The organism is Enterobacter sp. BIDMC92 (assembly GCF_001030225.1).
Lineage (GTDB): Bacteria > Pseudomonadota > Gammaproteobacteria > Enterobacterales > Enterobacteriaceae > Enterobacter > Enterobacter sichuanensis.
The window spans coordinates 4,761,329-4,785,920 of record NZ_KQ087598.1 but is presented as its reverse complement, the minus strand read 5'-3'; the positions used below and the strand labels follow the sequence as shown (position 1 = coordinate 4,785,920).

At 54.6% G+C, this 24,592-nt stretch carries 25 protein-coding genes; 10 read left to right on the top strand and 15 right to left on the bottom strand.

The features are described 5' to 3' along the window. The first annotated feature begins 588 nt into the window (after positions 1–588). The 9 genes from rpmH (at position 589) to SP99_RS22415 (ending at position 8,108) form a co-directional block, all read left to right on the top strand. Complete coding sequence (gene rpmH, locus SP99_RS23340; protein ID WP_000831330.1) at positions 589–729, top strand: 50S ribosomal protein L34; 141 nt, start codon at positions 589–591, stop codon at positions 727–729. Between the two features lie 16 nt (positions 730–745). Next, positions 746–1,105: a ribonuclease P protein component gene (gene rnpA / locus SP99_RS22445; protein ID WP_024907873.1), complete on the top strand. Its 360-nt coding sequence runs from the start codon at positions 746–748 to the stop codon at positions 1,103–1,105. After that, positions 1,069–1,326, top strand: coding sequence for a membrane protein insertion efficiency factor YidD (yidD, locus tag SP99_RS24180; protein WP_001307474.1), 258 nt, complete (start codon positions 1,069–1,071; stop codon positions 1,324–1,326). The genes rnpA and yidD overlap by 37 nt, the downstream gene beginning before the upstream one ends. Before the next feature lie 2 nt (positions 1,327–1,328). Then, complete coding sequence (gene yidC / locus SP99_RS22440) at positions 1,329–2,972, top strand: membrane protein insertase YidC (RefSeq protein WP_025756968.1); 1,644 nt, start codon at positions 1,329–1,331, stop codon at positions 2,970–2,972. A 72-nt stretch (positions 2,973–3,044) separates the two neighbouring features. Continuing rightward, positions 3,045–4,409 carry a tRNA uridine-5-carboxymethylaminomethyl(34) synthesis GTPase MnmE gene (mnmE, locus tag SP99_RS22435; RefSeq protein WP_021242672.1) on the top strand — a complete coding sequence of 455 codons (1,365 nt, stop codon included), beginning with the start codon at positions 3,045–3,047 and terminating at the stop codon, positions 4,407–4,409. Positions 4,410–4,520: 111 nt separating this feature from the next. Next, entirely contained in the window at positions 4,521–5,696 is a 1,176-nt protein-coding gene (locus tag SP99_RS22430; RefSeq protein ID WP_047959746.1) for an MFS transporter, read from the top strand. Further along, positions 5,665–6,636: an HTH-type transcriptional regulator YidZ gene (gene yidZ / locus SP99_RS22425; protein ID WP_047959745.1), complete on the top strand. Its 972-nt coding sequence runs from the start codon at positions 5,665–5,667 to the stop codon at positions 6,634–6,636. The genes SP99_RS22430 and yidZ overlap by 32 nt, the downstream gene beginning before the upstream one ends. Before the next feature lie 122 nt (positions 6,637–6,758). Next, positions 6,759–7,505 (top strand): 4'-phosphopantetheinyl transferase family protein, encoded by a 747-nt coding sequence (locus SP99_RS22420; protein ID WP_025756965.1) that lies wholly within the window; start codon positions 6,759–6,761, stop codon positions 7,503–7,505. Positions 7,506–7,541: 36 nt separating this feature from the next. Further along, positions 7,542–8,108: an NADPH-dependent FMN reductase gene (locus SP99_RS22415; RefSeq protein WP_025756964.1), complete on the top strand. Its 567-nt coding sequence runs from the start codon at positions 7,542–7,544 to the stop codon at positions 8,106–8,108. 93 nt (positions 8,109–8,201) lie between these two features. Here SP99_RS22415 and adeP read toward each other — a convergent pair whose 3' ends face one another. After that, entirely contained in the window at positions 8,202–9,539 is a 1,338-nt protein-coding gene (adeP, locus tag SP99_RS22410) for an adenine permease AdeP (protein WP_025756963.1), read from the bottom strand. A gap of 165 nt (positions 9,540–9,704) precedes the next feature. Here adeP and yieH point away from each other — a divergent pair, with 165 nt between their 5' ends. Continuing rightward, positions 9,705–10,370: a 6-phosphogluconate phosphatase gene (yieH, locus tag SP99_RS22405; RefSeq protein ID WP_047959744.1), complete on the top strand. Its 666-nt coding sequence runs from the start codon at positions 9,705–9,707 to the stop codon at positions 10,368–10,370. Between the two features lie 90 nt (positions 10,371–10,460). On the opposite strand, the gene phoU is transcribed toward yieH, so the two are convergent. The 14 genes from phoU to atpE all read right to left on the bottom strand — a co-directional run bounded on the left by phoU (position 10,461) and on the right by atpE (position 24,565). Further along, positions 10,461–11,186 (bottom strand): phosphate signaling complex protein PhoU, encoded by a 726-nt coding sequence (gene phoU, locus SP99_RS22400; RefSeq protein WP_008500182.1) that lies wholly within the window; start codon positions 11,184–11,186, stop codon positions 10,461–10,463. Positions 11,187–11,212: 26 nt separating this feature from the next. Continuing rightward, positions 11,213–11,986 (bottom strand): phosphate ABC transporter ATP-binding protein PstB, encoded by a 774-nt coding sequence (gene pstB, locus SP99_RS22395; protein ID WP_008500183.1) that lies wholly within the window; start codon positions 11,984–11,986, stop codon positions 11,213–11,215. Positions 11,987–12,033: 47 nt separating this feature from the next. After that, on the bottom strand, positions 12,034–12,924 hold the full coding sequence (gene pstA, locus SP99_RS22390) for a phosphate ABC transporter permease PstA (RefSeq protein ID WP_008500184.1): 891 nt from the start codon (positions 12,922–12,924) through the stop codon (positions 12,034–12,036). Then, entirely contained in the window at positions 12,924–13,883 is a 960-nt protein-coding gene (gene pstC, locus SP99_RS22385; RefSeq protein WP_008500185.1) for a phosphate ABC transporter permease PstC, read from the bottom strand. Before pstC ends, pstA begins: the two co-directional genes overlap by 1 nt. Before the next feature lie 128 nt (positions 13,884–14,011). Further along, complete coding sequence (pstS, locus tag SP99_RS22380; RefSeq protein WP_008500186.1) at positions 14,012–15,052, bottom strand: phosphate ABC transporter substrate-binding protein PstS; 1,041 nt, start codon at positions 15,050–15,052, stop codon at positions 14,012–14,014. Positions 15,053–15,372: 320 nt separating this feature from the next. Next, on the bottom strand, positions 15,373–17,202 hold the full coding sequence (gene glmS / locus SP99_RS22375) for a glutamine--fructose-6-phosphate transaminase (isomerizing) (protein ID WP_047959743.1): 1,830 nt from the start codon (positions 17,200–17,202) through the stop codon (positions 15,373–15,375). Between the two features lie 225 nt (positions 17,203–17,427). After that, positions 17,428–18,798: a bifunctional UDP-N-acetylglucosamine diphosphorylase/glucosamine-1-phosphate N-acetyltransferase GlmU gene (gene glmU, locus SP99_RS22370; protein WP_025756960.1), complete on the bottom strand. Its 1,371-nt coding sequence runs from the start codon at positions 18,796–18,798 to the stop codon at positions 17,428–17,430. 138 nt (positions 18,799–18,936) lie between these two features. Further along, on the bottom strand, positions 18,937–19,356 hold the full coding sequence (locus tag SP99_RS22365; protein ID WP_006177560.1) for a F0F1 ATP synthase subunit epsilon: 420 nt from the start codon (positions 19,354–19,356) through the stop codon (positions 18,937–18,939). Positions 19,357–19,376: 20 nt separating this feature from the next. Continuing rightward, on the bottom strand, positions 19,377–20,759 hold the full coding sequence (atpD, locus tag SP99_RS22360; RefSeq protein WP_003862362.1) for a F0F1 ATP synthase subunit beta: 1,383 nt from the start codon (positions 20,757–20,759) through the stop codon (positions 19,377–19,379). A 31-nt stretch (positions 20,760–20,790) separates the two neighbouring features. After that, on the bottom strand, positions 20,791–21,654 hold the full coding sequence (atpG, locus tag SP99_RS22355; RefSeq protein WP_025756959.1) for a F0F1 ATP synthase subunit gamma: 864 nt from the start codon (positions 21,652–21,654) through the stop codon (positions 20,791–20,793). A gap of 51 nt (positions 21,655–21,705) precedes the next feature. Further along, positions 21,706–23,247 carry a F0F1 ATP synthase subunit alpha gene (gene atpA, locus SP99_RS22350; RefSeq protein WP_025756958.1) on the bottom strand — a complete coding sequence of 514 codons (1,542 nt, stop codon included), beginning with the start codon at positions 23,245–23,247 and terminating at the stop codon, positions 21,706–21,708. 12 nt (positions 23,248–23,259) lie between these two features. Next, entirely contained in the window at positions 23,260–23,793 is a 534-nt protein-coding gene (gene atpH, locus SP99_RS22345) for a F0F1 ATP synthase subunit delta (protein WP_013099407.1), read from the bottom strand. 14 nt (positions 23,794–23,807) lie between these two features. Next, entirely contained in the window at positions 23,808–24,278 is a 471-nt protein-coding gene (gene atpF / locus SP99_RS22340; protein ID WP_003862370.1) for a F0F1 ATP synthase subunit B, read from the bottom strand. Positions 24,279–24,325: 47 nt separating this feature from the next. Further along, positions 24,326–24,565 carry a F0F1 ATP synthase subunit C gene (gene atpE / locus SP99_RS22335; RefSeq protein ID WP_000429386.1) on the bottom strand — a complete coding sequence of 80 codons (240 nt, stop codon included), beginning with the start codon at positions 24,563–24,565 and terminating at the stop codon, positions 24,326–24,328. Positions 24,566–24,592: the final 27 nt, after the last annotated feature.

Here is a 24,592-nt window from a genome sequence, read left to right as displayed (position 1 = left end):
TCGAACAATAAAAGAAAACTATTGAATATTCATGATTGTTGGCGCACATCGGCATGACCCTGTGTAAAGGGGGACGTGCGAATTGCTATCTGCAATTTATCCTGACCAGGATCCTGGGATCCCGATCGGGACCGCGGATCATAGCCTAAACTGAGCCAGAGATCTTCTGTTTCTCACAGATTCTTCCCGATTTATCCACAGGAAGATCCGGAACCGGGTAAGTGTAAACGATCCTGGCGCGAGTGCCCCGCGATTTAGGCCGCATATTGGAAAATTTAATGAGCACAGACAATTTATTGCTTAAATGATCTAACGAAGATCCGGGACGATCCTTGCGCTTTATCGGTGAGCCCGTATAATCCTCGACCCGGCGCGTGATGCTCATCTCCTGCGTCGTCCGTTGCTCATTTTCCACGCGAAATCGTGCGGAAATACGCAGGGATTTAAGGAAAGAGAATTGACTCCGGAGTGTACAATTATTACAATCCGGCCTCTTTAATCACCCACGGCTTCGGCGTCCGTCATTCGAATCTCGTTCGGGCATCCGAAAAAAGCCATGAATTTATTCAAGTTTAGGTAGAAATCGCCATGAAACGCACTTTTCAACCGTCTGTACTGAAGCGCAACCGTTCTCACGGCTTCCGTGCTCGTATGGCTACTAAAAATGGTCGTCAGGTTCTGGCACGTCGTCGTGCTAAAGGCCGCGCTCGTCTGACCGTTTCCAAGTAATAAAGCTAACCCCTGAGTGGTTAAGCTAGCATTTCCCAGGGAGTTACGTTTGTTAACTCCCGCTCATTTCACTTTCGTCTTCCAGCAGCCACAACGGGCTGGCACGCCGCAAATCACCATCCTCGGCCGCCAAAATTCGCTGGGGCATCCCCGCATCGGTCTCACAGTCGCCAAAAAAAATGTTAAGCGTGCGCATGAACGCAATCGGATTAAACGTCTGACGCGTGAAAGCTTCCGTTTACGTCAGCATGAACTGCCTTCTATGGATTTCGTGGTGGTGGCTAAAAAAGGGGTTGCCGACCTCGATAACCGTGCTCTCTCGGAAGCGTTGGAAAAATTATGGCGCCGCCACTGTCGCCTGGCTCACGGGTCCTGATAGCCCTCATTCGGGTTTATCAACGCCTGATTAGTCCGCTACTCGGGCCGCACTGCCGTTTCACACCAACATGCTCAAGCTACGGAATTGAGGCATTGCGCAGGTTTGGAGTGATAAAAGGCAGTTGGTTGACGGTGAAACGCGTATTAAAATGCCACCCTTTACACCCAGGTGGAGACGACCCCGTCCCTCCAGGACCCTTTGATACCAGAGAACACTAACGATGGATTCGCAACGCAATCTTCTTATCATCGCTTTGTTGTTCGTGTCTTTCATGATCTGGCAGGCGTGGGAGCAGGATAAAAATCCTCAACCACAACAGCAGGTCACGCAGACAACGACCACCGCAGCGGGTAGCGCCGCCGACCAGGGCGTACCGGCCAGTGGCCAGGGGAAACAGATTACGGTTAAGACCGATGTGCTTGAGCTGACAATCAACACCCGTGGTGGTGATGTTGAGCAGGCGCTGCTGTTGACCTACCCGAAAGAGCTGAAGTCTAACGAACCGTTCCAGTTACTGGAAACCACGCCAGAGTTTATCTACCAGGCGCAGAGCGGCCTGACCGGTCGTGATGGCCCGGATAACCCGGCTAACGGTGCGCGTCCACTGTATAACGTCGAGAAAGACGCTTTTGTGCTGGCTGATGGTCAGAACGAACTTGCTATTCCGATGACCTACACTGACGCCGCGGGCAACACCTTCACCAAAACCTTCACCCTGAAACGCGGTGAGTATGCGGTGAACGTGGGCTATACCGTACAGAACGCCAGTGCGAAACCGCTGGAACTGTCGACCTTCGGCCAGCTGAAGCAGTCCATCAATCTGCCGTCTCACCGTGACACCGGAAGCAGCAACTTTGCGCTGCATACTTTCCGTGGCGCGGCATACTCCACGCCTGACGCGAAGTATGAGAAATACAAATTCGACACTATTGCCGATAACGAAAACCTGAACGTCAGCGCTAAAGGCGGTTGGGTGGCGATGCTGCAGCAGTATTTCGCGACGGCGTGGGTGCCAAATAACGACGGTACCAACAACTTCTACACCGCGAACCTGGGTAACGGTCTTGCAGCCATCGGCTACAAATCTCAGCCGGTTCTGGTTCAGCCGGGTCAAACCGGTAAGATGGCAAGCACCCTGTGGGTCGGCCCGGAAATTCAGGACAAAATGGCCGCTGTTGCGCCGCACCTGGATCTGACCGTTGACTACGGTTGGTTGTGGTTCATCTCTCAGCCGCTGTTTAAGCTGCTGAAGTTCATCCACAGCTTCCTGGGTAACTGGGGCTTCTCCATCATCGTTATTACCTTTATCGTTCGTGGCATCATGTACCCGCTGACTAAAGCGCAGTACACCTCCATGGCGAAGATGCGTATGCTGCAGCCGAAGATTCAGGCAATGCGTGAGCGTCTGGGCGATGACAAACAGCGTCAGAGCCAGGAAATGATGGCCCTGTATAAAGCAGAGAAAGTAAACCCACTGGGTGGCTGCTTCCCGCTGCTGATTCAGATGCCAATCTTCCTTGCGCTGTATTACATGCTAATGGGCTCCGTTGAGCTGCGCCATGCGCCGTTCGCGCTGTGGATCCATGACCTGTCCGCACAGGACCCGTACTACATCCTGCCGATCCTGATGGGCGTGACGATGTTCTTCATTCAGAAGATGTCGCCGACCACCGTGACCGACCCGATGCAGCAGAAGATCATGACCTTTATGCCGGTCATCTTCACAGTGTTCTTCCTGTGGTTCCCGTCAGGTCTGGTGCTGTACTATATCGTCAGCAACCTGGTGACCATCATCCAGCAGCAGCTGATTTACCGTGGTCTGGAAAAACGTGGCCTGCATAGCCGCGAAAAGAAAAAGTCCTGATCCGTTAAGTTAACGCTAAAATAAGGGCGGTCGATTGACCGCCTTTTTTATTTGTATTGAACGAGAGCAACCATGAGCCATAACGACACTATCGTCGCCCAGGCAACCCCACCGGGACGCGGTGGTGTAGGCATTCTGCGTATCTCCGGCCTGAAGGCGCGCGAGGTCGCCGAAGCGGTACTGGGTAAGCTGCCAAAGCCGCGCTACGCTGATTATCTGCCGTTTAAAGACACCGACGGCACGCCCCTGGACCAGGGCATTGCGCTGTGGTTCCCCGGCCCAAACTCCTTCACCGGCGAAGACGTGCTGGAGCTGCAGGGTCACGGCGGCCCGGTCATCCTCGACCTGTTGTTAAAACGTATTCTGACCCTGCCGGGCCTGCGCATTGCGAAGCCGGGTGAATTCTCCGAGCGTGCCTTCCTCAACGACAAGCTCGACCTGGCGCAGGCCGAGGCGATTGCGGACCTGATCGACGCCAGTTCTGAACAGGCGGCCCGCTCCGCCCTGAACTCGCTGCAGGGGGCTTTCTCCGCGCGCGTGAATCACCTTGTGGAAGCACTTACTCACCTTCGAATCTACGTCGAAGCGGCGATCGACTTCCCGGATGAGGAGATCGACTTCCTCTCTGACGGCAAAATCGAAGCCCAGCTCAACCAGGTGATGGCCGATCTCGACGCCGTGCGTGCCGAAGCGCGCCAGGGGAGCCTGCTGCGTGAAGGGATGAAGGTGGTCATCGCCGGGCGTCCCAATGCCGGCAAATCGAGCCTGCTGAACGCCCTGGCGGGCCGTGAAGCGGCGATCGTGACCGACATTGCCGGAACCACCCGCGACGTGCTGCGCGAACACATCCACATCGACGGCATGCCGCTGCACATCATCGACACCGCCGGTCTGCGCGATGCCAGCGACGAAGTTGAGCGCATCGGTATCGAACGTGCCTGGCAGGAGATCGAGCAGGCCGACCGCGTGCTGTTTATGGTGGACGGCACCACCACCGATGCCGTTGACCCGGCAGAGATCTGGCCGGACTTTATCGCCCGTCTGCCGGCGAAGCTGCCGATCACCGTGGTGCGTAACAAAGCAGACGTCACCGGTGAAACGCTGGGCATCAGTGATGTAAATGGTCACTCACTTATTCGCCTGTCGGCCCGTACCGGCGAGGGCGTGGACGACCTGCGTAACCATCTCAAGCAGAGCATGGGCTTTGACACCAGCATGGAAGGCGGCTTCCTGGCGCGGCGTCGCCACCTGCAGGCGCTGGAAGAGGCGGCGAACCACCTTGTTCAGGGTAAAGCGCAGCTGATAGGCGCCTGGGCGGGTGAACTGCTGGCGGAAGAGCTGCGCCTGGCGCAGCAGAATCTGAGCGAGATCACCGGGGAGTTCACGTCGGACGATCTGCTGGGAAGGATCTTCTCGAGCTTCTGTATTGGTAAGTGACCTACCCTGATCGATGGTGATTTCCTCCAGGGAAATCACCATTGTCCAAATGGCAACTCGCTTCAACCCCATTCACCCCTTATCCTGCTTGCCTTCACCTTTGGGGGGTTTATGGCGCGTTTTCTGTTTTGTAGTTTTGCACTGGTTCTGCTTTATCCATCGGGCATTGATATGTATCTGGTGGGATTACCGCACATCGCCCGCGATCTGGGTGCCAGCGAAGCGCAGTTGCATATTGCGTTTTCGGCCTATCTCGCGGGGATGGCGTCGTCGATGGTCTTTGCCGGGAAAATAGCGGACAAAGCCGGACGTCAGCCTGTCGCGATAACCGGTGCCATCATCTTTGCACTGGCCTCCATACTCTGTTCGCAGGCACAGAACAGCACGCTGTTCCTGTCAGGACGCTTTATCCAGGGCATTGGTGCCGGCGGTTGCTACGTCGTCGCCTTTGCGATTTTACGTGATACGTTAAGCGCCCAACGTCGCGCTAAGGTGCTGTCGATGCTGAACGGCATTACCTGCATTATCCCGGTGCTGGCCCCGGTCGTGGGTTATCTGATCATGCTGAAATCCCCGTGGCAGAGCCTCTTCTGGACGATGGCGGCGATGGGTGCGCTGGTGTTTATCCTGTCGATCGCCGTGTTAAAAGAGACCCATCCGGGCTCGCAGAATAGCGGTCATACCGCGACGATTCACCCTGCCGAGAAGCTGCTTAACCGCTTCTTCCTCAGCCGTCTGACCGTGACCACGTTAAGCGTGGCGGTGATCCTGACCTATGTAAACGTTTCCCCGGTTTTGCTGATGGAGACCATGGGCTTCAATCGCGGTGAGTATTCAACGGTGATGGCGTTAACCGCGATGGTGAGTATGGCCGTTTCATTTTCGACGCCGTTTGCGCTGAACGTCTTTCGTCAGCGTACGCTGATGCTGACCTCACAGGTTTTATTCCTCACCGCAGGCATCATCCTGGCGACTACCAACTCGCATGCGGTGATGCTGGTGGGCATTACCCTCATTTGCGCCGGGTTCTCGGTGGGTTTTGGCGTGGCGATGAGTCAGGCGCTCGGTCCGTTCTCGCTGCGGGCAGGCGTGGCAAGCTCGGTGCTGGGTATCGCCCAGGTCTGCGGCTCGTCCCTGTGGATATGGCTGGCGGCGGTCATCGGACTTAACGCGCTCAATATGCTGATCGGGATTCTGATTGGCTGTAGCATGCTCTGCATCATCTTACTTATGGTCATCCAGACCGCGGCGCATTATGAAGAAGCCCATCAGCAGTCTCGATCTTAACCTGTTGCTTTGTCTGCAGCTTTTGCTGCAGGAGCGCAGCGTCACCAAAGCGGCGAAGCGGATGAACGTGACGCCGTCGGCGGTGAGTAAATCACTGGCCAAACTGCGTGACTGGTTTGACGACCCGCTGTTTGTCAAAACGCCGTTAGGGCTACTGCCAACGCCGCTGACGGTGAGCCTGGAGCAGGATCTGGCCGACTGGATGCAAATCGGCAACCAGATCCTCGATAAATTCCACCATGACGCCCCGGGCGGGCTGACGTTCGTGCTGGCTGCCGAAACGCCGTTGATGCTGATCCGCTTTAATGCCCTGCTGGAGCAGGTGAACCTGCGCTACCCGCAGGCTACGGTGAAGATGCGCCACTGGGATTACGACTCACTGGACGCCATTACGCGTGGAGAAGTGGATCTGGGCTTCACCGGCCGTGAAACGCATCCGCGCTCACGTGAATTGCTGAAGCTGATGCCGTGGTTTATCGACTATGAGATCCTGTTCAGCGACCGTCCGTGCGTGTATCTGCGTGAGGATCACCCTGCGCTGCAGGATGAGTGGAACCTCGAGACCTTCCTGCGCTACCCACATATCAGCATCTTCTGGGAACGCAGCGACACCTGGGCGCTGGACGAGGTGCTAAAAGAGATGGGGCGGGAGAGAAACATTGCCATGAGCGTGCCGGGCTTTGAGCAGTCAATGTTTATGGCGGCGCAGCCCGGCCATAACTATATCGCTACGGCTCCCCACTACTGCCACCACTACAATCAACTCCACCAGCGGAAGCTGATCGCCCTTCCCATTCCCATTGACGAAGCGCAGGCCGAAAAGCTTACCGTTCCCTTCACGCTGATCTGGCATAAACGGAACAGCCACAATCCGAAAATCCTCTGGTTACGGGAGACCATTAAGGCGCTGTACGGTGCGAGCGATCCAATTTTTGCCTAAGAAAATGTAAAGTTCGGTCCTGAGGCTTCTCATACGCACATTTACTGATTAAAACAGGAGTCAAGTTAAGCGATAATCATGTAACCGTTTAACCGAATACGACCATTATCAAGGAGCGAAAAATGGCAACGCACTTTGCAAGAGGGATACTTACTGAAGGACGTCTCGTATCGGCCAGACTCTCTTCTTCCTGCCTCAGTGAAGCAGGCAAACTTCCGGAACACCGCAGGTCGCGCTTTTTAGCCTCCCGGGCGCTTCTCGCCGAGCTGCTGTTTATGCTGTACGGCACCAGCGAACTGCCGGAGATCATCACCCAACCAGAAGGCCGCCCGGTTTTTGCCGACCCGGAACTCCCTCGTTTTTCCATTGCCTACACGGGCAATATCATTGGCGTCGCACTGACCACCGAAGGGGACTGCGGGCTGGATATGGAACTGCAGCGCGCGACGCGCGGCTTCCACGGTGCCAACCCGCACGATGACTATCCGCTCTCAAGTAATGAGCAGCTTTGGGTGCGCAACCAGAACGATCCCAGCGAGGCCAGAACCCAGCTCATCACCCTGCGCCAGAGCATTCGCAAGCTCTGTGGATGCGCCTCAGACGACGCCAGCCTGCTGCAGTTGCTGCCCGGTTCCGGACGCCTGCGTGCCACTAAAGCCGCGCTGGTAGAAGCGCTCTGTGACGCAGAGGATGTGCTTATCTGGTCCATTGCGGTTACCCCCGCCATCGAGCGCATGAAAATCTGGGAATTTGACAGTCAGCAGGGATGGCGTAGCCTTCCTGATGTGCCCGAGCGCGCCAACGAGCCCGCCGCACGCCTGATGCGATTAACCAGTTTACCGGCAGAAAAAGCATACACTCTTAGCTGATCCATTCAGGGTCATCATGATGAAACAGGAGTAATCATGTCTGATACGTTGAAAGTCGTTACGTTACTGGGAAGCCTGCGCAAAGGTTCGTTTAATGGGATGGTTGCCCGCACGCTGCCGCAACTGGCACCCGCTGGTATGGAGATAAGCGCCCTGCCGTCTATCGGCGATATCCCGCTTTATGATGCAGACGTACAGCAGGAGGAGGGTTTCCCGCAGAGCGTGGAAGCGCTGGCGGATCAGATCCGCCAGGCCGATGGTGTGGTCATCGTCACCCCGGAGTATAACTACTCGGTTCCGGGTGGTCTGAAAAACGCCATTGACTGGTTATCCCGTCTGCCGGAACAGCCGCTTTCAGGTAAGCCGGTACTGATCCAGACCAGCTCTATGGGGGCTATTGGCGGCGCACGTTGCCAGTATCATCTGCGTCAGATCCTGGTTTTCCTGGATGCAATGGTGATGAACAAGCCGGAATTTATGGGCGGAGTGATTCAGAACAAGGTCGACCCGCAGACGGGTGAAGTGGTGGATCAGAGCACGCGTGACCATCTCTCTGGCCAGCTGACGGCGTTTGGGGATTATATTAAGCGGGTGAAGGCGTAAGGTGAAGTGCGGGCTGATGCCCTCACCCTGGCCCTCTCCCACCGGGAGAGGGTACAAACACTAAAGCCCTTTTCTTCGAAAAGGGCTTGCTGTTTATTTCGCGTCAATAAACACAATCTTCAGTACAAACAGCAGCGCGACAACGATGACGCACGGGCTGAGATCGCGGAAACGGCCGGTACCGATCTTCATTACGCAGTAAGAGATAAAGCCCAGCGCGATACCTTCGGTAATCGAGAAGCTGAATGGCATCATCACGGCGGTAATAAACGCCGGCACCGCTTCGGTTAAATCATCCCACTTCACGCGCGACAGGCTGGAGGTCATCAGCACCCCTACGTAGATCAGCGCACCCGCCGCCGCGTACGGAGGAACCATACCCGCCAGTGGCGAGAGGAAGATCACCAGCAGGAACAGAATACCCACCACAACCGCCGTCAGACCGGTACGGCCACCCACAGACACCCCGGAAGAGGATTCGATGTAAGCGGTAACAGACGAGGTCCCGATAAATGAGCCGGTCACAGAGGAGATACTGTCCACAAACAGCGCCTGCTTCATGCGCGGGAATTTGCCTTTTTCATCTGCCAGACCCGCCTTGTCGGTCACGCCAATCAGCGTACCGGAGGAGTCGAACAGGTTCACCAGCATGAAGGAGAAAATCACGCCCGCCAGGCCCAGGTTCAGGGAACCCGCCAGATCGACATGGCCAACAACGGTAGAGACGCTCGGTGGCGCGGAGACGATGCCGTTATAGTGAACGTCACCCAGCATCCAGCCCAGCAGCGTGGTCACTACGATGGAGACCAGCACCGCCGCATGAATATTGCGGGACGCAAGGATAGCGATGATAAAGAAGCCCAGCACGCCCAGCAGGACGTTATGAGAGGTCAGGTGACCAATGCTCACCAGCGTTTCCGGGTTCGCCACGATGACACCGGCGTTTTTCAGCCCCATCATCCCGATAAACAGACCGATACCGCTGGTGATGCCCACGCGCAGGCTCACAGGAATGTTCGCAATCATCCAGTAGCGCACGCGGAAAATGGTCAGCAGCAGCAGGCCAACCGCGCCCCAGAAGATGGCGCCCATACCCACCTGCCACGGCAGCCCCATCGCCTGAACAACAACGAAGGCGAAGAAGGCGTTCAGACCCATCGCCGGGGCCAGTGCGACCGGCAGGTTAGCGAACACGCCCATCAGAATGCTGCCCAGTGCCGCGATCAAACAGGTGGTCACAAAGACGGCGCTGGTATCCATGCCAGCAACGCCCAGAATTTGTGGGTTAACAAAAACGATATAAACCATCGTCAGGAAGGTGGTGAAACCGGCGATCACTTCGGTGCGTGCCGTCGTGCCGTGCTCGCGCAGTTTAAACACGCGCTCAAGCAGACCCTGACCAGATGTCTGGGTAGTGTGTTGTTGACTCATCATCAATTTCCGAACAAGGAGGGAAAATTCGTCGCTATCCTATACCAAAATGCGACAATAGTGGCGGTTACGTGATACTTTTTTCATTGATTTTGCTTATACGGCAACGATTGCGTTCCGGTAAACGGCGGTACGTAAACGTTAAACTTGTTAAAAGGGAAAGGCATGTCCGGAATTGAAGCGGTATTTTTCGACTGCGACGGTACGCTGGTCGACAGTGAGGTCATTTGTTCCCGCGCATATGTCACCATGTTCCAGGAATTTGGCATTACGCTGGCACTCGAAGAGGTGTTTAAACGCTTTAAGGGCGTGAAGCTCTACGAGATCATCGACATCATTAACGAAGAACACGATGTCGACCTGGCGAAAGCGGATCTGGAACCGGTGTACCGCGCCGAGGTCGCTCGCCTGTTCGATTCAGAGCTGGAAGTCATTCCGGGGGCAAATGCACTGCTGGATGCCATGACGGTACCGATCTGCGTGGTGTCTAACGGACCGGTCAGCAAAATGCAGCACTCGCTCGGCAAGCTTGAGATGTTGCACCATTTCCCGGAAAAGCTGTTCAGCGGCTACGATATCCAGCGCTGGAAGCCCGATCCGGCGCTGATGTTCCATGCGGGAAAAGCGATGAACGTGAATGTAGAAAACTGCATTCTGGTGGACGACTCCTCTGCGGGCGCGCAGTCGGGGATTGATGCGGGGATGGAGGTGTTTTACTTCTGCGCCGACCCGCACAACAAGCCGATCGAGCATCCAAAAGTGACCACCTTTACCGATCTGGCGCAGTTGCCGGCGTTGTGGAAGGCACGCGGTTGGAATATTACTCGCTGAAAAAACAAAGCCGGATGGCGCTAACGCTTATCCGGCCTACAGGGTTCACAGGCCCGGTAAGCGCAGCACCACCGGGCATATTCACCTGTATTACTCTTTCGGATCTTTACCCGCCAGCAGCTTGTCCAGCTCGTCGCCGCCCACGTGACGGAAGTCCTGACCTTTCACGAAGTAGAAAATGTATTCGCAAATGTTCTGGCAGCGGTCACCGATACGCTCGATAGAGCGCGCGCAGAACAGGGCCGTCAGTACGCTTGGAATCGTGCGTGAATCTTCCATCATGTAGGTCATCAGCTGGCGCACGATGCCTTCATACTCCTGGTCGACTTTCTTGTCTTCACGGTAGATACGCACCGCTTCGTCAAGATCCATACGCGCAAAGGCATCCAGCACGTCGTGCAGCATCTGCACGGTGTGGCGACCCAGCGACTCCAGGCTCACCAGCAGCGGCTGGTGCTGCTGAGAGAATTTCTCCAGCGCCGTGCGGCAGATTTTATCCGCCACGTCACCAATACGTTCCAGCTCGGCGATGGTTTTGATGATGGCCATCACCAGACGCAGATCGCTCGCCGTCGGCTGACGTTTCGCGATAATGCGCACGCAGGCTTCATCGATAGCCACTTCCATCATATTGACGTTTTTGTCGCCTTCTATGACGCGCTTCGCCAGCTCGCTGTCCTGGTTATGCATTGCCGTAATCGCATCCGAAAGCTGCTGCTCAACCATGCCACCCATGGTCATCACCTGCGTGCGAATACTTTCCAGCTCTGCGTTGAACTGGCCTGAAATGTGTTTATTAAGATTGAGGTTGTCCATGGTTTCTCCACATGCACTGAGGCAAATCAACCGTAGCGGCCAGTAATATAATCTTCAGTTTGTTTCTTCGCGGGCTTGGTGAACAGATCGTCCGTGTTACTGAACTCAATCAGCTCGCCCAGATACATAAATGCCGTGTGATCGGAACAACGCGCAGCCTGCTGCATGTTATGGGTCACGATAACCACGGTGTAATCCTGCTTCAGCTCAGTAATGAGTTCTTCAATACGACCGGTTGAGATCGGGTCCAGCGCTGAACATGGCTCATCCAGCAACAGCACTTCCGGGCGAATCGCGATACCACGCGCAATGCACAGACGCTGCTGCTGACCACCGGAGAGAGAGTAACCGCTCTGGTGCAACTTATCTTTGGTTTCGTTCCATAATGCGGCCTTGGTCAAAGCCCACTGCACGCGCTCGTCCATATCGGCACGGGAGAGTTTTTCAAACAGGCGCACGCCAAAGGCGATGTTGTCATAAATGGACATCGGGAACGGCGTGGGTTTCTGGAACACCATCCCCACTTTGGCGCGCAGCAGGGCGATATCCTGAGCCTGGGTCAGAATATTTTCCCCATCCAGGATGATTTCACCTTCAGCGCGCTGCTCCGGATAGAGTGAATACATTTTGTTAAAGGTACGCAGCAGCGTGGATTTTCCACATCCAGACGGACCGATAAATGCCGTGACCTGGTTCTTCGCGATATCCAGGTTGATGTTCTTCAGGGCATGGAATTTGCCGTAGTAGAAGTTCAAATCACGAACCTGAATCTTACCCGGGGCAGTATCAACCATACTCATTGACTCATTTCCTCATTCGGCGCCGCGAGCTGCCGCGCCGTAAAAAATTAACCGTGTTTCTTCTTCGCGAAAATGACGCGCGCCAGAATATTCAGCAACAGTACGCAAAGGGTAATGATCAGCACCCCGGCCCAGGCCAGCTGCTGCCATTCCGCGAATGGGCTCATCGCAAATTTAAAGATCGTCACCGGCAGGTTGGCGATCGGCTGCATCATGTCCGTGCTCCAGAACTGGTTGGAGAGAGACGTAAACAGCAGCGGCGCCGTTTCACCCGCAATACGAGCCACCGCCAGCAGGATACCGGTCATGATCCCGGAGACGGACGCTTTCAGCGTTATCGCAGAGATCATCTTCCATTTCGGCGTACCCAGCGCGTAAGCCGCTTCACGCAGGCTGTCCGGCACCAGTTTCAGCATGTTCTCGGTAGTACGGATAACAATCGGTACCTGCAGCAGCGCAAGGGCAATCACACCCGCCCAGCCGGAGAAGTGTTCCATCTGCGCCACCACGACGGTGTACACAAACAGACCCACCACGATAGACGGGGCCGAGAGCAGGATGTCGTTAATGAAACGAATGACTTCCGCCAGCAAGGATTTACGACCGTATTCCGCCAGGTAGATACCCGCCATGATGCCGAGCGGCGTACCAAAGACCGTCGCCCACAGGATCAGCAAACCGCTGCCCGCCAGGGCATTCGCCAGACCACCACCCGCCGTGTTCGGCGGCGGCGTCATTTCGGTGAACAACGACAGTGACATCCCGTCAATTCCGCGCACGACGGTGGAGAACAGGATCCAGACCAGCCAGAACAGACCGAACGCCATCGTCGCCATTGAGAGCGTCAGCGCAATGCGGTTTTTCATGCGGCGTCTGGCCTGCATTTTACGGCGGGATTCCGCCAGCTCAGCGGTAGCTTGCATTTCGAGAGTTGCCATTAGCGTGCCCCCTCATTTTTAGCGAGGCGCATAATCATCAGCTTGGAAATCGCCAGAACGATGAAGGTGATAACGAACAGAATCAGCCCCAGTTCCATCAGCGCTGCGACGTGCAGACCTGATTCCGCTTCGGCAAATTCATTCGCCAGCGCAGAGGTAATGCTGTTACCCGGCATATAGAGCGAAGCGCTGTCGAGCTGATAGGTGTTACCGATAATAAAGGTGACCGCCATGGTTTCACCCAGCGCACGACCTAAGCCCAGCATCACGCCCCCGATCACCCCATTTTTGGTGAACGGAAGGACAATGCGCCAGATCACTTCCCAGGTAGTGCAGCCGATACCATAGGCCGACTCTTTCATCATCACCGGCGTTTGTTCGAAGACATCGCGCATGACCGCCGCAATGTACGGAATAATCATGATGGCGAGGATCACACCTGCCGCCAGAATACCAATACCGAAAGCCGGGCCAGAAAACAGGGCCCCCACAAACGGAATGGCAGAGAGGACATTACCCACCGGCTCCTGGAAGTACGTGGCGAACAGCGGCGCAAAGATAAACAGGCCCCACATGCCGTATACGATACTTGGAATGGCCGCCAGCAGTTCGATGGCGATCCCCAGTGGACGACGGAGCCAGCCCGGCGCCAGCTCCGTCAGGAACAGGGCAATACCGAAGCTTACCGGAACCGCAATCAGCAGGGCGATGAACGAGGTCACCAGCGTACCGTAAATCGGCACCAGTGCACCGTAGATATCGTTCGGCGCATCCCACTCTTTACTCCACAGGAAGGAGAAACCGAATTTCTGAATGCTCGGCCAGGAGGAGAAAATCAGGGACACGATAATGCCGCCCAGCAGCAATAGCACAATCAGCGCAGCCAGTTTAACCAGCGCGCTGAAAATCATGTCACCTTTTTTACCCGGAGGGTTAAATGCAGGCTTGGTTGCAGCCATAAATTACTCTTCTGTTTGAGACGTTTTTACGAATATGCCCGGTGGCGCTGACGCTTACCGGGCCTACAGAGTAAACCGTAGGGCGGGTAAGCGCAGCGCCACCCGCCATCTTCGTTAAATATATCCTGTTAGTACAGCGCTTTACCGCTGCTGTCTTTGACGTTGGTCTTCCATGCAGCACGGATCTGCTCAACCACGTTGTCCGGCAGGGTAGCGTAGTCCAGAGCGTTAGCCTGTTTGCCACCGTTTTTGTACGCCCAGTCGAAGAACTTCAGCACTTCAGCGCCCTGCTCAGGTTTCTTCTGCTCTTTGTGGACCAGAATGAAGGTGGTAGAGGTGATTGGCCACGCACCTTCGCCTTTCTGGTTAGTCAGGTCCTGAGCGAAAGATTTGCTCCAGTCAGCGCCTTTCGCGGCGTTGGCAAAGTTCTCTTCGGTCGGGCTAACCGGTTTGCCGTCGGCAGAAACCAGTTTGGTGTAGGACAGGTTGTTCTGCTTCGCGTACGCATACTCTACGTAGCCAATTGAACCTGGCAGGCGCTGTACGAACGCAGCGATGCCGTCGTTCCCTTTACCGCCCAGACCGGTTGGCCAGTTAACGGTAGAGCCGGAACCAACTTTAGATTTCCACTCTTCGTTCACTTTTGCCAGGTAGCTGGTAAAGACGAAAGAGGTACCGGAACCGTCCGCGCGGCGAACCACAGCGATGTTCTGAGAAGGCAGCTTCAGGCCAGGGTTGAGTTTAGCGATCGCTTCGTCATCCCATTTTTTGATTTTGCCCAGGTAGATGTCACCCAGCGTTTTGCCGTCCAGCACCAGCTCACCTGACTTCACGCCCGGCAGGTTGATAGCCAGAACCACACCACCGATCACGGTAGGGAACTGGAACAGGCCTTCCTGAGCCAGTTTGTCATCAGACAGCGGAGCATCTGATGCGCCGAAATCAACCGTGTTAGCGGTAATTTGTTTCACGCCACCGGAGGAGCCGATACCCTGATAGTTAACCTTGTTACCGGTTTCTTTCTGGTAGGTATCCGCCCATTTGGCATACACCGGCGCAGGGAAGGTTGCACCAGCGCCAGTCAGGCTTGCTTCTGCAAATACAGAGAACGCGCTCAGAGATAAGGTCGCGGCGACAACAGTTGCGACAGTGGTACGCATAACTTTCATAATGTCTCCTGCAAGATTTTCGTAAATCGTTGTTTAGTGGCTACGATGAGCAAAATAGGACAAACAGGTGACAGATAAATGTACGAATTATGACAGTTTTATGACAATGGAAATTTCACTTAAAAACCAGCAAAAGAAAGCTTAACTTTCATCGTGTTAGCCGCATTTATGACAAGACATTTTCAGAAATATTTTCTTTATGTGACACTGAAAAAGTAGCTGAAGATGACAAATTGTCATCAATAAAAACGTGAAAGGATTGATTAAAAACAAACCAGGTGGGGTAAAAAAGCTCCACCCGAAGGTGGAGCCTGGAGGGATTATTCTACGGTGACAGATTTCGCCAGGTTACGCGGCTGGTCAACGTCAGTGCCTTTGATCAGCGCAACGTGATAGGCCAGCAGCTGCAGCGGAACGGTGTAGAAGATCGGGGCAATGACCTCTTCTACATGCGGCATCTCGATGATGTGCATGTTGTCGTTGCTGACAAAACCGGCATCTTTGTCGGCGAAGACGTACAGGACACCACCGCGGGCGCGCACTTCTTCGATGTTAGATTTCAGTTTTTCCAGCAGTTCGTTGTTAGGGGCTACAACGATGACCGGCATATCAGCATCAATCAGCGCCAGCGGACCGTGTTTCAGCTCGCCTGCCGCATAGGCTTCAGCGTGGATGTAAGAGATCTCTTTCAGTTTCAGCGCGCCTTCCAGCGCAATCGGATACTGATCGCCACGGCCCAGGAACAGGGCGTGATGTTTGTCAGAGAAATCTTCCGAAAGCCGCTCAATGCGTTTGTCCTGGGAGAGCATCTGCTCAATACGGCTCGGCAGCGCCTGCAGACCATGAACGATGTCATGCTCAACAGAGGCATCTTCACCTTTCAGACGCGCCAGTTTCGCCACCAGCATCAGCAGAACCGTCAGTTGAGTAGTAAACGCTTTGGTAGAGGCCACGCCGATTTCAGTACCGGCTTTGGTCATCAGCGCCAGATCGGATTCACGCACCAGCGAAGAGCCCGGAACGTTGCAGATGGCCAGAGAGCCCAGGTAACCCAGCTCTTTTGAGAGACGCAGCGCGGCCAGAGTATCTGCCGTTTCACCAGACTGAGAAAGGGTGATCATCAGACTGTTGCGACGCACCGCGGATTTGCGGTAGCGGAATTCCGAGGCGATTTCGACGTCGCACGGCACGCCAGCCAGGGATTCAAACCAGTAACGAGAGACCATACCGGAGTTGTAGGAGGTGCCGCAGGCTACGATCTGAATGTGCTCAACCTTGCTGAGCAGTTCGTTCGCGTTAGCACCCAGCTCACTCAGATCCACTTCACCGTGGCTAATGCGCCCGGTCAGGGTATTTTTGATGGCGTTTGGCTGCTCGTAAATCTCTTTCTGCATGTAGTGACGATAAGCGCCTTTGTCGCCCGCGTCGTACTGCAGGTTAGATTCGATCTCCTGGCGTTTCACCTGCTCGCCTTTGGTATCGAATACGGTCACGCTGCGGCGGGTCACTTCCGCGATATCACCCTCTTCCAGGAAGATAAAGCGACGGGTCACCGGCAGAAGTGCCAGCTGGTCAGAGGCGATAAAGTTTTCACCCATACCCAGACCGATAACCATTGGACTACCGGAACGCGCGGCCAGCAGCGTGGACGGGTCGCGGGAGTCCATGATCACTGTACCGTACGCACCGCGCAGCTGAGGGATAGCACGCAGCACCGCGTCACGCAGTGTACCGCCCTGCTCCAGCTCCCAGTGCACCAGGTGAGCAATCACTTCGGTGTCGGTTTCAGAGACGAAGGTATAGCCACGCGCTTTCAGTTCTTCGCGCAGCGGTTCGTGGTTTTCGATAATGCCGTTATGCACCACCACGATGTGTTCAGACACATGCGGGTGCGCGTTGCCTTCTGACGGTTCGCCGTGCGTCGCCCAGCGGGTGTGCGCAATACCGGTACCACCGTGCAGCGAATGTTCTTCCGCGGCCTGGGCCAGCATCTGCACTTTACCGAGACGGCGCAGACGGGTCATATGACCTTCTGCATCGACAACAGCCAGACCGGCAGAGTCGTAACCACGGTATTCCAGACGACGTAAACCTTCGAGAAGGATTTCAGCAATATCACGCTGCGCAACTGCGCCAACAATTCCACACATAATTTTAGATTCCGAATTTAGGCATGATGCCTGCGTTGTCGCTGACCTGTATTTGCCCTTTCCGGGCGCCCCGAGCCTTGTAGAGAGTGGGGTTATTTTTATGGGTACTGCCTGTGGGGGGAGATATATATTTATCTCCTCACCCGGGTTTGCCTGATGACGGCTACGCCTTATCAGGCCTACTCAATCGTAGGGCGGGTAAGCGTAGCGCCACCCGCCTTGTTGTTACTTTTTCTTCACCGGGCGTTTCCAGCCCTGCTTGTGCACCTGCGGTACGCGGCTTAATACCAGCTCGTTATCCGCGACGTCACGTGTCACCGTCGTTCCGGCAGCAATCGTTACGCCGTTACCCACAGTCACCGGTGCCACCAGCTGGGTGTCGGAGCCAACGAACACATCATTACCGATGATGGTTTTAAACTTATTCGCGCCGTCATAGTTACAGGTGATTGTGCCTGCGCCAATATTGACGTTGTCACCAATTTCCGCGTCGCCCAGATAGGTTAAATGACCGGCTTTTGAGCCTTTACCCAGACGCGCTTTTTTCATCTCAACGAAGTTACCCACGTGAGCGCCTTCCAGCAGCTCAGCGCCAGGACGCAGACGTGCAAATGGACCAATGGTACAAGCCGCATCCAGACGGGCATCTTCCACCACGCTGTAGGGGCTAATTTCGCAATCGTCACCGATGACGCTGTTTTTAATCACACAGCCAGCACCAATTTTGACGCGGTTGCCCAGCGTGACATGACCTTCCAGGATAACGTTAGTATCAATTTCAACGTCGCGCCCGTGAGATAACGTGCCACGCAGGTCGAAACGTGCCGGATCGCGCAGCATCACGCCAGCCAGAAGGAGTTTCTCGGCCTGTTCGGACTGATAAACGCGCTCAAGACGGGAAAGTTGAAGACGGTTGTTCACCCCTTCGGTTTCGCTGATACGTGCCGGTTGTACCGCCACAATCTCGCGCCCTTCCTGGTACGCCATCGCAATGATGTCGGTGATGTAGTATTCACCCTGCGCGTTGTTGTTGTTGAGTTTCGACAACCAGCGTTTTAAATCAGCACCATTAGCAATCAGGATACCGGTGTTGATCTCCTGAATCTCGCGCTGTTCGTCGCTGGCATCTTTGTGTTCAACGATCCCCGTTACGTTGCCGTTTTCACGCGTAATTCGACCGTAGCCGGTTGGATCGTCCAGCACGACGGTTAACAAACCAATACCGCCTTGCGGTTTGGCGTCGCGCAGACGCGTCAGCGTATCGGTAGCAATCAGCGGGACGTCGCCGTACAGCATCAGAATGTCTTCGTCATCCGCAAAGAACGGTGCGGCCTGCTGCATTGCATGACCAGTACCCAGCTGTTCAGCCTGAAGTACCCAGTTGAGCTTGTCGTCGCTTAGCGTCTTTTTAAGCAGATCTCCACCGTGGCCGTAGACCAGGTGAACCTGACGGGCGCCCAATTCATTAGCGGCATCAATGACATGCTGCACCATTGGCTTTCCTGCCAGTGTATGAAGCACTTTAGGCAGATCGGAATACATGCGGGTACCTTTGCCTGCGGCAAGGATCACCACGCTCATCGCACTGTTTGACATACGCATCCTGACGGTAGTTTGAGTGAGAAGTAAAAACGTTTGATGATTAAAATTCTACATCTTTTTCATCATGAATTAAGCGACAAAAAAAAAGCCAGCCTGGGATCCAGACTGGCTTTTGTGCTTTTCAAGCCGGTGTTACATCGCTTTTTTGGTCAACTCGATAACGCGCAGTTTCGCGATCGCTTTGGCCAGCTCCGCAGACGCCTGAGCGTAATCCACGTCACCATGAGAGCTGCTAATGTGCTCTTCAGCCTTACGCTTCGATTCCAGGGCTCGCGCTTCGTCGAGATCCTGGCCACGAATAGCGGTATCGGCCAGAACGGTCACACTGCCAGGCTGCACTTCAAGAATGCCGCCGGACAGATAGATAAACTCTTCGTGACCGAACTGTTTAACGATGCGGATCATACCAGGCTTAATGGCGGTGAGCAGCGGTGCGTGACCCGGGAAAATACCCAGCTCACCTTCACTACCCGTTACCTGGATTTTCTCGACCAGACCAGAGAACATTTGTTGCTCTGCGCTGACGACGTCCAGGTGGTAAGTCATTGCCATATCACCCTCCGATTAAGGCGTTAAAGTTTTTTGGCTTTTTCCACAGCTTCTTCGATGGAACCAACCATGTAGAACGCCTGCTCTGGCAGGTGATCGTATTCGCCTTCCATGATGCCTTTAAAGCCACGGATGGTGTCTTTCAGGGAAACGTACTTACCTGGAGAACCGGTGAATACTTCCGCAACGAAGAACGGCTGGGACAGGAAGCGCTGGATCTTACGCGCACGTGCTACCACCAGTTTGTCTTCTTCAGACAGTTCATCCATACCCAGGATGGCGATGATGTCTTTCAGTTCCTGGTAACGCTGCAGCAGGGACTGTACGCCACGCGCGGTGTCGTAGTGTTCCTGACCAACAACCAGTGGATCCAGCTGACGGCTGGTGGAGTCCAGCGGGTCAACGGCCGGGTAGATACCCAGAGACGCGATCTGACGGCTCAGTACCACGGTTGCATCTAAGTGCGCAAAGGTGGTGGCTGGAGATGGGTCAGTCAAGTCATCCGCAGGTACGTATACCGCCTGAACGGAGGTGATAGAACCGGTTTTGGTAGAGGTGATACGTTCCTGAAGAACACCCATCTCTTCCGCCAGAGTCGGCTGATAACCTACCGCTGAAGGCATACGACCCAGCAGTGCAGATACTTCCGTACCAGCCAGGGTGTAACGATAGATGTTATCGACGAACAGCAGAACGTCACGGCCTTCGTCACGGAACTTCTCAGCCATCGTCAGGCCAGTCAGCGCAACGCGCAGACGGTTTCCTGGTGGCTCGTTCATCTGACCGTAAACCAGGGATACTTTGTCCAGAACGTTGGAGTCGGTCATTTCGTGGTAGAAGTCGTTACCCTCACGAGTACGTTCACCTACGCCCGCAAATACGGAGTAACCGGAGTGCTCGATCGCGATGTTACGGATCAGCTCCATCATGTTTACGGTTTTACCTACACCCGCACCACCGAACAGACCCACTTTACCGCCCTTCGCAAACGGACACATCAGGTCGATAACTTTGATGCCGGTTTCCAGCAGTTCCTGAGAGCTGGACAGCTCTTCGTAGGAAGGTGCCGCGCGGTGGATAGCCCAACGCTCTTCTTCACCAATGTCGCCTTTCATGTCGATTGGTTGACCCAATACGTTCATGATACGACCCAGTGTTGCTTTACCTACCGGGACTTCGATCGGATGCTCAAGGTCTTTTACTTCCAGACCACGACGCAGACCGTCGGAAGAACCCATCGCGATGGTACGCACGATACCGCCGCCGAGCTGCTGCTGAACTTCCAGCACCAGGCTCTCGTTACCATTCTGTACCTCAAGCGCGTCGTACACGCGTGGTACGGCGTCCTGAGGGAACTCGACGTCCACCACGGCGCCGATTACCTGGACAATCTTTCCAGTAGCCATCTTGAATCCTCTACGTAATTCGTAAACCTGGTTAAACCGCGGCGGCCCCCGAGACGATCTCGGTGAGTTCCTGAGTAATGCTGGCCTGACGAGCTTTGTTGTAAACCAACTGCAGCTCTTTAATCAGGCTGCCGCCATTATCGGTCGCGGCTTTCATCGCCACCATTCGTGCGGCCTGCTCGCTGGCCAGGTTTTCTACAACGCCCTGATAAACCTGTGATTCAACGTAACGACGCAGCAGGGTATCCAGCAGCGGTTTCGGATCGGGTTCATACAGGTAATCCCAGGCTTTTTGCTTCAGCTCGTCATCTTCTGATGCCGGTAACGGCAGCATCTGAGTGAGCGTTGGAACCTGAGACATGGTGTTAATGAATTTGTTGCTGACAACGTACAGTCTGTCCAGACGGCCTTCATCATAAGCCTGCAACATCACTTTAACCGGGCCGATCAGTTCGGACAGGGACGGGTTATCACCCATACCGGTCACCTGAGCGACAATGTTGCCACCAACGGAGTTAAAGAAAGAGACGCCTTTAGAGCCGATCAATGCGAGATCGCACTGAACGCCTTTTTCAGACCATGCTTTCATATCCGCCAGCAGTTTTTTGAACAGGTTAATGTTCAAGCCGCCACACAGACCACGGTCGGTCGACACCACCAGGTAGCCCACGCGCTTAACGTCGCGTTCTTCCAGGTAAGGGTGCTTATATTCCAGATTACCGTTCGCAAGGTGACCAATCACTTTGCGCATGGTTTCTGCATAAGGACGGCTGGCCGCCATGCGATCCTGCGATTTACGCATTTTGGAAGCGGCGACCATCTCCATCGCTTTAGTGATCTTTTGCGTGTTCTGGACGCTTGCGATCTTACTACGTATCTCTTTTGCGCCGGCCATGAGCTTCTCCTCAATGCCAGGCGGCTTGTCCTGAGACAAGCCGCCGGACGATTACCAGGATTGGGTTGCTTTGAAGGAATCGAGGATAGCTTTCAGCTTGCCTTCGATTTCGTCGTTATAGCCACCGGTCTGGTTGATCTCTTGCATCAGCGGAGCGTGATCACGGTCAGCGTAAGCCAGCAGAGCGGCTTCGAAGCTACCGATTTTCGCCAGTTCCACATCTTCGAGGTAACCGCGTTCAGCCGCGAACAGTACCAGGCCCTGCTGAGCAACAGACATTGGTGCGTACTGTTTCTGCTTCAGCAGCTCGGTCACTTTCTGACCGTGGCTCAGCTGTTTACGGGTTGCTTCGTCCAGATCGGATGCGAACTGAGAGAACGCAGCCAGTTCACGATACTGTGCCAGCGCGGTACGGATACCACCGGACAGTTTCTTGATGATCTTGGTCTGAGCAGCACCACCTACACGGGATACGGAGATACCCGGGTTAACTGCCGGACGAATACCGGAGTTAAACAGGTTGGTTTCCAGGAAGATCTGACCATCGGTAATAGAGATTACGTTGGTCGGAACGAACGCAGAAACGTCACCCGCCTGAGTTTCAATGATCGGCAGCGCGGTCAGAGAGCCCGTTTTACCCTTCACTTCACCTTTGGTGAAGTTCTCGACGTATTCCGCGTTAACGCGGGAAGCACGCTCCAGCAGACGAGAGTGGAGGTAGAATACGTCGCCAGGGAACGCTTCACGTCCAGGTGGACGACGGAGCAGCAGGGAAACCTGACGATAAGCAACAGCCTGTTTAGACAGGTCATCGTATACGATCAGCGCATCTTCACCGCGGTCACGGAAGTATTCGCCCATTGCGCAACCGGCGTATGGTGCCAGGTATTGCAGAGCAGCAGATTCAGAAGCGGTCGCCACAACAACAATGGTGTTAGCCAGTGCGCCGTGCTCTTCCAGTTTACGAACCACGTTAGAAATGGTGGACGCTTTCTGGCCGATGGCCACGTACACACATTTGATGCCGGAATCACGCTGGTTGATGATGGCGTCGATTGCCATCGCGGTTTTACCGGTCTGACGGTCACCGATGATCAGTTCACGCTGACCACGACCGATTGGGATCATGGCATCAACGGACTTATAACCTGTCTGAACAGGCTGATCTACGGACTGACGGTCGATAACGCCTGGTGCGATAACTTCGATTGGGGAGAAGCCATCGTGCTCAACCGGACCTTTACCGTCGATTGGCGCACCCAGGGTGTTAACAACGCGACCCAGCAGGCCACGGCCAACCGGCACTTCCAGAATACGGCCAGTACACTTAACCTTCATGCCTTCGGCGAGGTCAGCGTATGGACCCATCACAACGGCACCTACGGAGTCGCGCTCCAGGTTCAGTGCGATAGCGTAACGGTTACCCGGCAGGGAAATCATCTCACCCTGCATACAATCGGCCAGGCCGTGGATGCGGATAACACCGTCACTTACAGAAACAATAGTACCTTCGTTGTGAGCTTCGCTCACAACATTGAACTGAGCAATGCGCTGCTTGATCAGTTCGCTGATTTCGGTGGAATTCAGTTGCATGCTCCAGTCCCCTTAAGACTGCAAGACGTCTGCAAGGCGCTCAAGACGGCCGCGTACGCTGCCATCAATGACCATATCACCCGAACGGATGATTACGCCTGCCATTACAGACTTATCGATTTTGCAATTCAGCTTAACTTTGCGTGACAGACGTTTTTCCATCGCGGCGGTAATTTTCGCAAGCTGTTCATGACTCAGTTCAGTCGCAGAAGTGACTTCAACTTCAGCGGTAGCTTCACTAAGGGCACGTAAGTGCTCAAACTGCTCGAGAACATCCGGGAGCACACGGAGACGACCATTTTCTGCCATCACCTTGATCAGGTTCTGGCCGTTGGCATCCAGTTGCTCTCCGCACACGGCGATAAACGACGCGGCGAGAGTTTCAGGTGCTAACGCACCGGAAAGCAACTCGGCCATTTGTTCGTTTTTCGTCACCTCAGCGGCAAACGCCAGCATATTCTGCCAGCGATCGACATTTTGGTGTTCGACAGCAAAGTCAAAAGCTGCTTTGGCGTAGGGGCGAGCTACCGTAACAAATTCAGACATCAGCCCCTCCCTCCTTACAGTTCAGCGACAAGTTTGTCCACGATGTCGCTGTTAGCAGCTTCATCCACGGAACGTTCGATGATCTTCTCGGCGCCAGCAACAGCCAGAATCGCAACCTGCTTACGCAGTTCTTCACGAGCACGTTTACGCTCAGCTTCAATTTCAGCCTGAGCCTGTGTCACGATCTTAGTACGTTCCTGTTCTGCTTCAGCTTTGGCTTCGTCCAGGATCTGCGAACGGCGTTTGTTAGCCTGTTCGATGATAACCTGAGCTTCCGCTTTCGCTTTTTTCAGCTGGTCTGTCGCGTTGGCCTGTGCAAGGTCCAAATCTTTCTTAGCGCGTTCTGCAGAAGCCAGACCGTCAGCAATTTCTTTCTGACGTTTTTCGATGGCAGCCATTAAAGGCGGCCATACATACTTCATGCAGAACCAGACAAAGAGAATAAACGCGATGGCCTGGCCGAGGATTGTTGCGTTCATGTTCACAGCACAATACCTCTTTAATTTCTGTGGCTTAGGGTTTTAAACTACTACTACGCGACAGCAAACATCACGTACAGACCCAGACCTACAGCGATCATTGGGATAGCATCCACCAGACCCATAACGATAAAGAACTGAGTACGCAGCAGAGGAATCAGATCAGGTTGACGCGCAGCGCCTTCCAGGAATTTGCCCCCGAGGATGCCGATACCGATCGCAGCACCGATAGCCGCCAGACCCATCATCACAGCGGCAGCCATGTACAGCAGATCCATATTCAGGTTTTCCATGACAGTCTCCAGTTTGTTTCAATTAAA